Source organism: Microbulbifer sp. 2205BS26-8 (assembly GCF_030731025.1).
Lineage (GTDB): Bacteria > Pseudomonadota > Gammaproteobacteria > Pseudomonadales > Cellvibrionaceae > Microbulbifer > Microbulbifer spongiae.
In genome coordinates this window covers 74,645-85,665 of the sequence record NZ_JAVAMR010000015.1, presented here as the reverse complement: position 1 = coordinate 85,665, position 11,021 = coordinate 74,645, and the positions used below count along the sequence as shown (strand labels likewise).

The window sequence follows — 11,021 nt, the reverse complement described above, 5'->3', positions numbered from 1 at the left end:
CTGGTGAAACTAACATCGAATTCTCACGCACGAATAACTTTTCTGGGGCGACAGGCCTGATAAATAATCCTGTAGAGAGTGTTCTAGAAGGTGTATCACTAAGAACATTCGGACGTGCAGCTCAATAAGAAGGGTAATACAATGAAGCTTAATACATTAATGATCTTAACTGCCGCACTGTATTTATCAGGGATGGCGCAGGCTAGTGCTGTTGACAACATGGAAAAGAATGATATAAAGGTCAAGTCGCTAGGAACGATATCCGGAGCAAGAGCGAGCTCTGCTGAGTTTGGTATCTTTAGGGTTGAGCGATCAATGGCCAGTGTCCCATCATCGATTGCTGCACCAGAGCAGGTTGTTGCAATAAAAGGTGAAATGGCCATAGTGAATATCAATGCTGATGCAGCAACAGACATTGTTGCTAAAGGTACAATAGTACGAAATACACTTACCGATGAGCTAACAACTTTAACTGGTAATATCACAGTTTTATTAGGTAAAAATGTCAGCGCGTCAGAAGTAGCATCAGTTGCTGACATGGAAGTATTATCGGAATTTCCCGGCACTGACATTGCCATCTTGAAAGTTAGAGAAGGCATTGACTTGTTACAAGCTTTGAATGCGATAAAACAGTCGGACTTGACGCTTGAAAGTCGAGTTGAAGTTACAGAGACTATGAACAGAGCACAATAGTTAAAACTTACCTAAATTAGCAAGTTTTATCTGAGACAGACAAAGGACATCACCTTATAAGTGATGCCCTTTTTATGGTAGTGTTCAGAATTCTGAACACTACCAATAGTTTTATCTCGCATCATCCATATCGCACGCCATTCTTTTTCAGAATATACGTAAGCGCTCAACTAACACCAGGCTATAGGCAGAGAGTTTTGATAAGGGGAAATTCAGATAAAAAAGAAGAGCTCCAAATGGCCCTCTTTTCATTCCTGCGAGTTTTTGTCCAGTTTTTGTTCACCTAAAAAGAAGCCGAAAAACCTTCCCCCACAACCTCTTGATATACATGGGGAATTTGGTGGAGCTAAGCGGGATCGAACCGCTGACCTCAACACTGCCAGTGTTGCGCTCTCCCAGCTGAGCTATAGCCCCAAATGTTCTGCATTTTCTCCGAAAACGGGGCGCATTCTAACAAGGTTTGGACACCTGTCAACAGGAAAAAGCACTTTTAATCAGGGAGTTAGCAACCAACCCCCTGCGCTGAAGCCAGGAGTCCGCACATGGACTCATGCCAGTACGGCGTACTCTTTCTCCCAGCGTTTTAGCACTTTTTTCCCCGCCCCGCCCAGGGTGTCAATTGCCTGGCGCAACCGGGCGCGGCTGAGCTCTGGGCCCAGCAGTACCATCGCATCCATCACAGAAAAAGAGGTAGTGGTACCACTGATTGCCACAAACAGGGGGGCATTGAAGTCTTTGAGCTTGATACCCATGGATGCAGCCAGCCCTTTTACTGCCTGAAAAATGCTGTCGCGGTCCCATGCGCGCAACGCTTCCAGACGCCATAAGGCAAATTGCAGTAGCCGCTTTTGCTCATCCAGCGCCAGCCTGTTGCCGGTGAAACTTTCCTGTGTCAGATCGAGCTTTCCCGAGGCAAGAAAGCTGACTAGTGGTGCAAAGTCGCCAAAAGTCTCCATGCGCTCCCTGGCAAAAGGCAGGACCTTGAGCAGGTTTTCCCGATTGAACAGCCAGTCAGTCAGGCGATCTGCGAGCAATTCGTCCCCCAGTTCACGGATCCACAAGCCATTTAACCAGGACAGCTTCTCTACATCGAAAACCGGGCCACCAAGGGAAACCCTCTGAATGTCGAAGTGCTCAAGCATATCCTCAAGGGCGAACTTTTCCCGCTCATCCGGCATGGACCAGCCCATACGGGCAAGATAGTTCAACAGAGCCTCTGGCATAAAGCCGGCGCGCTGGTAATAGAGGATAGAGGTTGGGTTCTTGCGCTTCGAGAGCTTGGTTTTGTCCGGGTTTCGCAATAGTGGCAGGTGGCAGAGTACCGGCATCTCCCAGCCCAGATATTCATATAGCAGTTTGTGCTTGGGTGCAGAGCTGATCCACTCCTCACCTCGCAGCACATGCGTAATCTCCATCAAGTGATCATCCACCACATTGGCCAGGTGGTAAGTGGGCATACCATCGGATTTGAGCAAAATTTGTGCATCAACCTGGGCCCAGTCTATCTCTATGGGCCCCCGCAACAGGTCCTCTATCACACAGGTACCACTCTCCGGCACCTGTAAACGCACCACAAAAGGCATTCCGTCGGCACGGCGCTTTTCCACTTCTTCCAGCGGCAGTGCCAAATCACCGGGCTTGAGTGCTATGCGCCCGGATTCCCGCAGTGCTTCGCGGAGCTGTTCCAGTTCCTGTGCAGTTCGGTAACAGTGGAACGCATGACCTCTTTCCACCAGTTCATCGCAATAGGCCCTGTAGATATCACCGCGTTCACTCTGGCGATAGGGGCCATGGGGGCCGCCCACATCTGGCCCCTCCTGCCAGTCCAGCCCCAGCCAGCGCAGACTATCGAGAATCGCTTTTTCTGACTCCGGGGTACTGCGTTGCCGATCGGTATCTTCTATACGCAAAATAAACTGGCCGCCCTGTGCCTGGGCAAAACACTGGTTGAACAAGGCGATATAGGCTGTACCAACATGGGGATCGCCTGTGGGGGAGGGTGCTATTCGGGTTCTTACACTCATGGCAAACCTGATTCAAGCTAAAATTAGAGGCTGTTAAAAATGCGGGATTATAGCGCTGGCCAGCCGTGGGGCACAGACAGGGGAAGTAAAAAGTCCTTCACGCCACAGGGCAATGAGGGCATTAGAACTCGGCAATTCGTGTTACCGATAAACGTATTTTCACCGTGGCACAGAGGATACAGCCCGTTGAGCCTAAGAATCCAAGTTTCGCAAAAATTACTTTGACCAGCATCTATCCATACATTGGGCCAACTTCCTGACAAGCCACACCCTGTGAAAACATGTCGTTTATTCACTGCATACTCCCTTGTCAGCATTTCGGCAGCCCACGTCTCTCTCAAGGGTTATAGGACTGGTTGATGCCATCCTTTCCAGCCCGTTTGCAACAAGGTCCACAGCGTCTATTTTTCCTGTAAGGCTCGACTGTAGACCGGGGCCAAATCGCCTGTGTAGTGCTGAATAACGACGTGCCCCAGCTCTGCCAGTATATAGTATCTGCGTCCTGGAGCTGATTTACATGCCAATTACCGATCAGGACGACAACCTCTTTCCATCGGATAAAGTCACCTCCGTCCTTGAGGCAGCTCAGTACCAGGGGGCCTATGCCGTTCGGCACAATATCTGCTTCAGCCGCAGTGATACCCACCGGTATTACCGCAACGAACAGCCGTGCGACAGGCATTCGCGCTTTTCCTTCAAGCTGAAGGGCTCCCAGCCCCCAGTGCTGTTGCTGGATAGTTTTCATCTTATCGGCTTCGCTTCCAACGCAGCTGGGGTGAAACTACAGGACTGGAAGTGCAGTCGCCACATGCCCAATGTCCCGGCTAGCCAGAACTTTTACAGCTTACCCACCGCCCTGTCTATGGGGTGGTACAGGATGGTATTGCAGGTTACCAGCCTATCCCGCCGCCTGTCGGTGGATATTGAGACACTCGCCCAAGAGCACCTCCTGGCCCGGCACTGCTATATCAGGCACAAGAAATTACCACCAGAACCATTGCAACGGGTCTTCTTCCGGATCACAGCTGAGCCTCGGCAGACACAAAAGGGCATGCCATTCCCTGTCTTCAGGGAGCCTGCTGCAATTTATGTGCTTGCGGGAAATAGCTAATGTCTACGGATTTTGACGTTCTGGTGGTTGGCGCAGGTATCCTAGGTGCAGGTACAGCCGAAGCATTGTCCCAGGCCCATTACTCTGTCGTTATACTGGAACAACTCGGCATTGCTGCGGCCACATCCTCGCGCTCATCCAAACTGATCCACGGGGGATTGCGATACCTGGAGACCGGCCAATTCCGCCTGGTATACGAGTGTTTACGTGAGAGGAGTTGGCTATTACAAAATAAACCCCAGTTGGTGCGTATGGTGCCCTTTTATATACCTGTCTACCGACATAGTAAAAGGCCGCCTTGGATGGTCAGATTGGGACTCAGTCTCTATGCCCTGCTCTCCGGCGTGAATAGTGGCATTTCATTTTTCCGATCATTGCCAAAATCTGATTGGGACAGCCTGCCGGGACTTAAGCGGGAGGGGCTTCTCGCAGTATTTCGCTATTACGATGCTCAAACCGACGACGCTGCCCTGACTCGCGACGTGGTCGCATCAGCGGTCGCCAACGGCGCACAAATTATTTGTCCGGGCAGCTTGGTAGGCGCCGAAATCACCGAGGACGGTGTCCGCGTGGACTATGTGGCTGGCGGAAAACTCAATACACTGCGCGCCCGCGCCCTGGTCAATTGCAGTGGTCCCTGGGTGACCACCACCAACGCACGCTGCATCCCTTCACTGCCGCTGCCACCGATCGATTTGGTTGCCGGTACACACATTTTGTTGCCGTTATCCCTAGGGAACAAAATCTTTTATATAGAAGCGAGCGATGGGCGCGCGGTATTTGTTATGCCCTGGCAGGACAAAACGTTGGTGGGCACCACTGAGCGCCATTACCATGGCGACCCACGCGATGTAGCCCCCACTGCGGAAGAGGAGTCCTACCTGCTGCGCACGGTACAAAAGTACTTCAGTCAAACCCGCAGTTTGCAAGAAAAAGACATCTATGAGAGTTTTGCCGGTCTTCGAGTACTGCCGAGGGTTGCGAGAAGTCCCTTTTCCCGCTCACGGGAATCCATGATTTGTTGTGACAACAGCAGAAATCCACGCATCCTCGCAGTAGCAGGTGGCAAACTCACCAGTTATCGCGCCACCGCGCACAAACTGATCAAGAAACTTCAGCCCACCCTGCAGGATAGACACCATGCACTTCGGGACCCTGCGCGCGCCATCAACCCTTCGGAGCGGGAACGCAGCCCCTAGAGGTTTCAGTATTGATCAAAATCCTGCCCTAAATATCACTCGCACTACAAAGCCGACACTTCAGTTTTCATCAACTTTGGCCATGTCATCCCTTGTTGCACCATCTCCTTAAGGGAGATAAATTAAAAGGCTCTGGCGGCCCGGCATGAAACCTGCAACTCCCGTAGTGCTCCGTTGGGTAAACGCTCAAGCCAACATTTTTCCCCATCAGTTAAGAGTTGGAATTTCACCGGCCTCTGCATTTCCCGGCCAGTGATCCGCATTTGACGGGAACTGCGCTCTATGAGTAAAAGACTGTCTTTGGTCAGTACATCTGGCCCAAGGGTAACCGATATACCACCTATCGCCGCAGAAACCAGTTCTTGCAGTTCTGCACGAATTTGTGGGTTAACTTCAATGAGTAAGGCAGGCTGAAGTACCAAAGCAGCTGGCTGAGATTCGCAACCGAAAGTTATAGTAGTGACAAGACATACCAGCAGCAACACAGATGCTTTCACCTTTACCGCACCATAATACGATTGCTGCGGGCAATATCTTTGGGCACACGAGCATACACCCCCGATAACCGTTCCCTGGCCGGGGAAGGTGAGAATGCATTTACAGGGATATCTCCACAGCTACCTGTATCGATATAGTTTAGTGCCGCGGCAAAGCGAGCTTCATTTGTATCCCCGAGAAAATGTGTAAAATCATCGCCGAGTTGGCACCCAGGCAGATGTGCCTCGGCCTGGTGAGAACCACCTGGTACAAAGCCATCCGAATAATCACCAAATCCTTTGGCATTCACACCGGAAAACTGGATCGTGAAATAGGTCGTGCCACAGTTGTCCAACGGGTAAAATCCATACGGCTTTCCACAGGTAGTGTCACCAATTTGGACTACTTCGACATCAATTCCACGCAAGCCGTTAATGATTGCTTCACTGGCAGAACAGGTGCCCTCACCGGTAAGTACAAAAAGCCTCTGCAGGTTTAGGGATGGGAGTGTCATGCCGGACTGTACCGCACCAAATCCCCGGCTGGTATTATGGAAAGGCGTTGGCAGTAATTGCCGATTTGTAACTGGGTTGATATTGGGATGCTGGTCATTGAATCTGGACAACTCAAAAGTCCTGCCCGAAGTAGAATCACCGGCAACCATATAAGCCAGTTCACTGGCAATATCCAGATAGCCACCACCATTGTAGCGAAGATCCAGTACCAGATCTTCGACGCCTTCTCCCCTCAGATCGGACACTGCCCTGATTAACTCCCCTTCAGCAGTGGCAATATGATCATTAAAGAGCATATAACCCACTTTCCGTCCTGAATCTGTCTGTATAGACTTTACAGATTGTACAGGATCAGAAGTTACCACTTTCGCTGTGAGTGTCACGGTAACAGGATCGGTTGCACCAGGCGGCAGGAGTCTGAAGACATGCTGTTCTCCCGCCGAAGCAGGCCACATGCCTCTGTTTAGCGTATCAATATCGTCGCTATTGACCACATTGACACCATCCACACTCAGCAATTCTGTACCACGCATTATATAGTCGGGCAAGCCTTCGGCGCTTTCGGTATCCAGATAGGCAATCACTGCCCTACGGGGTGGCACAGCAGACAACAGCGCCCATTGGAAACCGTAACCAACAGAGATACCGGACTCTGTCAGGTCCAACCATTCCTCGGTGGGTAAGGTAAAGTGAAATCTGTCTTTCTCCTGACCGGAGGCCGTCAGTGCAAAAGTTTTAAGCTCAGCAAAATATTCCAGAGAATCATCAAACCCAGCAGGGTCTTGATCAGCAATTTCGTTATACCACAAGTAAAGTTCATTACTCATGGAGCGCAGCCAGTTGTTCTCATCCAGGCGGGTGCCCTGCACCTCCGTATAGCTCCCACCAGTGGTGGGGTCAATACCGCTGCGTGGAGAAACACACTTCCCCTCAAAGTCGGAAGCAGGCAGGAACTGCCCCTTTACCCAGTTGGAACTGCCCGGTACACCCCCTATGGGAATATCTACATTACCAGCACTGTCTCTACCGCCGCTGCCACCACCACAACCGACAACACAAATAGCACAGAAAATAACCAGACATCGCAGGGCCAAACTATGCACAATGGTACTCATCATTCATCTCATTATTCTTTTTATTATATTCAACCCTAGGAAAACGGCCTCCCATTGAAAGAGAGTACCATAGCCAATTATTTTTTAAAAATTAAAACCTATTGATGTTACACATCTCCAAAGTTTCGTCATTGGCAGCACAAAACAAAGCACATAAAGTACAAAGCCAATAAAACAGGCAAGGATATTATAAAGCCCGATTCATAGTTCATTGACTTGCCTGGTCAAAAAACCCAAAAGGTGAAAACCTAGCTCTACTCCGGCTGGGATGGATATTTAATAACCAGAGCTATTTCCTACAATTACTCATTCATCTTCCCCAGCACGCCCTGCAGGCTGTCTTTTGCATCCCCAAACAGCATCCGGGTGTTTTCCTTGTAGAAGAGCGGGTTGGCTACGCCAGCATAACCGGAAGCCATAGAGCGCTTGAGCACCACCACCTTGTGCGCTTTCCACACCTCCAGCACTGGCATCCCAGCAATGGGAGAACCCGGTTTTTCGACCGCATCCGGGTTCACTGTATCATTAGCGCCAATAACCAGCACCAGATCCGTACTGGGAAAATCCGGGTTAATTTCATCCATTTCCAGCACGATGTCGTAGGGCACGTTTGCCTCTGCCAGGAGCACGTTCATATGACCGGGCAGACGGCCCGCTACGGGGTGGATACCAAAGCGCACTGTCTTTCCCATTTTACGCAGCCGATCAGTCAGGTCGCTGACAGCCTGTTGTGCGTGAGCAACGGCCATACCAAAACCGGGGACAATAATAATATTTTCAGCGGCCTTCAGATCGTCGGCCAGATCTTGTTGACTGGTCGCCACAACCTCGCCACCAACTTCATCATCGGCAACCACTCCGCCTTCTGAACCGAAGCCTCCCAAAATGACGCTGATAAACGAGCGGTTCATGCCGCGACACATAATGTAACTGAGAATCGCACCGGATGAGCCGACCAGGGCACCTACAACAATCAGCAAGTCATTGCCCAGCATAAATCCAGTAGCTGCCGCTGCCCAGCCTGAGTAGCTGTTCAGCATGGAAATCACCACCGGCATATCGGCACCGCCAATCGCCGCCACCAAGTGAATGCCAAGCAGCAGTGCAATTGCAGTCATCAAAAGCAAATTGATCAGCGTACCGGTATTTACCTCCGCCGGTACAAATCCAACGCCCAGCACTATACAGGCCAGAATCGCAGCCAGATTCAGCCAGTGCCGGGCCGGTAGTGTCAGTGGTTTGCCAGACACCAGCCCCTGCAGCTTGCAGAAGGCGACAAGGGAACCTGTGAGGGTAATTGCACCAATAAACACACCGAGATAGATCTCTGTGCTGTGCACCACATGGGCGGCTCCATGCAAAATCACTTGCGGATCGAGAAAACCACCCCAACCAATCAATACCGCGGCAAGGCCAACAAAACTGTGCAGCAAGGCCACCATCTGAGGCATCTGGGTCATGGCGACACGCCTTGCCAGGGAAAGTCCGATAGCCGCTCCCACCACCATCGCGACGGCCACCATCCACAGAGCCCCTGTGGCGATGCCGGCTATGGTAGCAATAATGGCAACAGCCATACCAACCATACCGTAGAGATTTCCCCTGCGTGCTGTTTCATGGCTGGACAAACCACCCAAGCTTAAAATGAACATCACCGCTGAAAAGAGGTAAGCCATTGCAATCATTCCGTTCATCACTCACGCCCCCTAGCGGCGAAACATTTTCAGCATACGGTGGGTTACAAAGAAGCCACCAAATATATTAATACTGGCAACCAGTACACCGACAAAAGCGAGCACCAACACCAGGACTGAGCCTGTTGTTCCCAGTTGCACCAGAGCCCCGACCACCACAATACCGGAAATCGCATTGGTAACACTCATCAAAGGGGTGTGTAATGCATGGGTTACATTCCAGATCACCTGCCATCCAACAAAAATGGCGAGAACAAAGACGGTAAAATGGGAGACAAATGCCGGTGGAGCCACCCGCCCAAGCCAAAGTAGCAACACCGCCGCTACGGCCCAAAATACAAAAATAGCCAGAGGCGATTTTTTCTTTTCAATTTTTTCCTCAACAGGACCTTTGACCAGCTCGGCCTCCCTGGCCGGTGTCTTGGGCTGGACTGAAATCTTTGGGGGGGGCGGGGGCCAGGTAACTTCCCCAGCCTTGACCACCGTTGCACCACGGATCACTTCATCGGCAAAGTCAATCTGGAGTTCACCATTTTTTCCCGGTGTCAACTCACTCAGCAGGTGGACAAGATTGGTGGCATACAATCTGGATGACTGACTCGCCGCACGACTGGGCAGATTGGTGTAGCCTATAATGGTTACGCCACTGTGCACTACTTTTTCATCGGGCACCGTGTAATCACAATTTCCGCCCATTTCCGCAGCCAGGTCTACCACAACCGATCCCTGTGCCATGCTATCGACCATATCGGCAAGCCAGAGCTTTGGGGCTGGCTTGCCAGGGATCAGTGCTGTCGTAATGACTATATCCACTTCTCTGGCCTGCTCGCGGAACAGGGCCATTTCCGCTTCAATAAACTCCTTGGACATCTCCTTGGCGTACCCACCAGTACCGGAACCCTCCTCCTCTATTTCCACAGTCAGGAATTCCGCTCCCATGGATTCCACTTGCTCACGTACCTCTAAACGGGTGTCGAAGGCGCGCACAATGGCACCCATACTCTTTGCAGTGCCAATCGCAGAGAGGCCGGCGACACCAGCACCAATCACCAGGACTTTTGCGGGGGGAATTTTTCCTGCAGCCGTAATCTGACCTGTAAAGAAACGGCCGAAATTATGTGCAGCTTCGATTACTGCGCGATAGCCGGCGATATTCGCCATGGAACTGAGCGCATCCATTTTCTGTGCGCGGGAGATCCTGGGTACAGACTCCACAGCCAGTGCATTGATCTTTCTATCGGCCAGTTTCTGCAGGAGTTCTGCATTTTGCGCCGGCTTGAGAAAAGCAATCACGGTGGCCCCTTCGGGGATCAGTGCCAGTTCCTCATCAGTGGGGGCCTGTACTTTGAGGACCACTCCTGCATCCGCCAGGCATGTCCTCAAATCATTGCGGATTTCCGCCCCGGCCTCAGCATAAGCCGTATCGGGAAAGCTGGCCATATCACCAGCCCCTTTTTCCACCGCAATGGAAAAACCCAAATCGCGCAAACGCTTTACGCTGTCGGGAGTTGCCGCTACGCGCGCTTCTCCCTCCGCGGTCTCCTTAGGTATGGCTATTATCACCGCTGTGCCCCTCTTGGTTTGTTCTCTGGATGTACTGCTGGGTCTTCTTCGGATTGCCCAATTTATAAACAGCAGGAGTGTAAACCGGTGGGCTGGAGATGAAAAGTGGTCTCTTCTAATAGCGGTAATTGGTGAAATTTATAAGTCTCTTTTAAAAAACCAGAGTAAAGACCCGCTCTACTAGACTCCATCAAAAGTAACACTTGCAACCAAGTCTGTTGGCTGGGCCAGTTAACACGAGCTTTAAACCCGGCCAGTCTGTGAATTTACCCAGTGCATAGCACACAGAACCCAGGCGCTGCCGATCATTAACCGGCCAGAAACCTTATGGCCTACCAACATCACGCTTCATTGCGCTGATAGCTAACCCAACAGCTTTTAAAAGCAATTGGATTATCGGGCACAGACCTCCAACCATCGTTGAGGAGCGCCCAGATTAAAACAAATTTCCCGGCAAAATCCGCATTGGACCCTGGTGGGGAAGACAAAGACTATAAATGGAGCCAATGCGCAGTTACGCAGTTCCACTGTTGTGAATACATCTAAATCCAAACGGTTTGATTGTACAATGTATTTCTATTATATAATGTCGTTCAGTATAATCATGACTTTCTTTTAAGCTGCTAGTCA

8 protein-coding genes and 1 tRNA gene are annotated in these 11,021 nt (G+C 50.9%); 3 read left to right on the top strand and 6 right to left on the bottom strand.

The genetic code is table 11. The features are described 5' to 3' along the window. The first annotated feature begins 141 nt into the window (after nt 1–141). The gene (locus Q5Y71_RS07585; protein ID WP_306041311.1) at nt 142–693 is read left to right on the top strand and encodes a hypothetical protein; all 552 of its coding nucleotides are present in this window, start codon (nt 142–144) and stop codon (nt 691–693) included. A gap of 338 nt (nt 694–1,031) precedes the next feature. On the opposite strand, the gene Q5Y71_RS07580 is transcribed toward Q5Y71_RS07585, so the two are convergent. Then, nucleotides 1,032–1,107, bottom strand: a tRNA-Ala gene (locus Q5Y71_RS07580). A gap of 134 nt (nt 1,108–1,241) precedes the next feature. After that, a complete protein-coding gene (gene gltX / locus Q5Y71_RS07575) occupies nt 1,242–2,717 on the bottom strand; it encodes a glutamate--tRNA ligase (RefSeq protein ID WP_306041310.1) in 1,476 nt (491 codons plus the stop codon). Between the two features lie 517 nt (nt 2,718–3,234). On the opposite strand from gltX, the gene Q5Y71_RS07570 reads away from it, so the two are divergent. Beyond that, nucleotides 3,235–3,828 carry a hypothetical protein gene (locus Q5Y71_RS07570; RefSeq protein ID WP_306041309.1) on the top strand — a complete coding sequence of 198 codons (594 nt, stop codon included), beginning with the start codon at nt 3,235–3,237 and terminating at the stop codon, nt 3,826–3,828. Then, nucleotides 3,828–5,027: a glycerol-3-phosphate dehydrogenase/oxidase gene (locus Q5Y71_RS07565; protein ID WP_306041308.1), complete on the top strand. Its 1,200-nt coding sequence runs from the start codon at nt 3,828–3,830 to the stop codon at nt 5,025–5,027. Before Q5Y71_RS07570 ends, Q5Y71_RS07565 begins: the two co-directional genes overlap by 1 nt. A 122-nt stretch (nt 5,028–5,149) precedes the next feature. On the opposite strand, the gene Q5Y71_RS07560 is transcribed toward Q5Y71_RS07565, so the two are convergent. From Q5Y71_RS07560 to Q5Y71_RS07545, 4 genes are all read right to left on the bottom strand, one after another. Continuing rightward, complete coding sequence (locus tag Q5Y71_RS07560; RefSeq protein ID WP_306041307.1) at nt 5,150–5,512, bottom strand: hypothetical protein; 363 nt, start codon at nt 5,510–5,512, stop codon at nt 5,150–5,152. Between the two features lie 14 nt (nt 5,513–5,526). After that, nucleotides 5,527–7,137 (bottom strand): S41 family peptidase, encoded by a 1,611-nt coding sequence (locus Q5Y71_RS07555; RefSeq protein WP_306041305.1) that lies wholly within the window; start codon nt 7,135–7,137, stop codon nt 5,527–5,529. 299 nt (nt 7,138–7,436) lie between these two features. Beyond that, complete coding sequence (gene pntB, locus Q5Y71_RS07550) at nt 7,437–8,828, bottom strand: Re/Si-specific NAD(P)(+) transhydrogenase subunit beta (protein ID WP_371877012.1); 1,392 nt, start codon at nt 8,826–8,828, stop codon at nt 7,437–7,439. Nucleotides 8,829–8,840: 12 nt separating this feature from the next. Further along, nucleotides 8,841–10,391 (bottom strand): Re/Si-specific NAD(P)(+) transhydrogenase subunit alpha, encoded by a 1,551-nt coding sequence (locus tag Q5Y71_RS07545; protein WP_306041302.1) that lies wholly within the window; start codon nt 10,389–10,391, stop codon nt 8,841–8,843. Nucleotides 10,392–11,021: the final 630 nt, after the last annotated feature.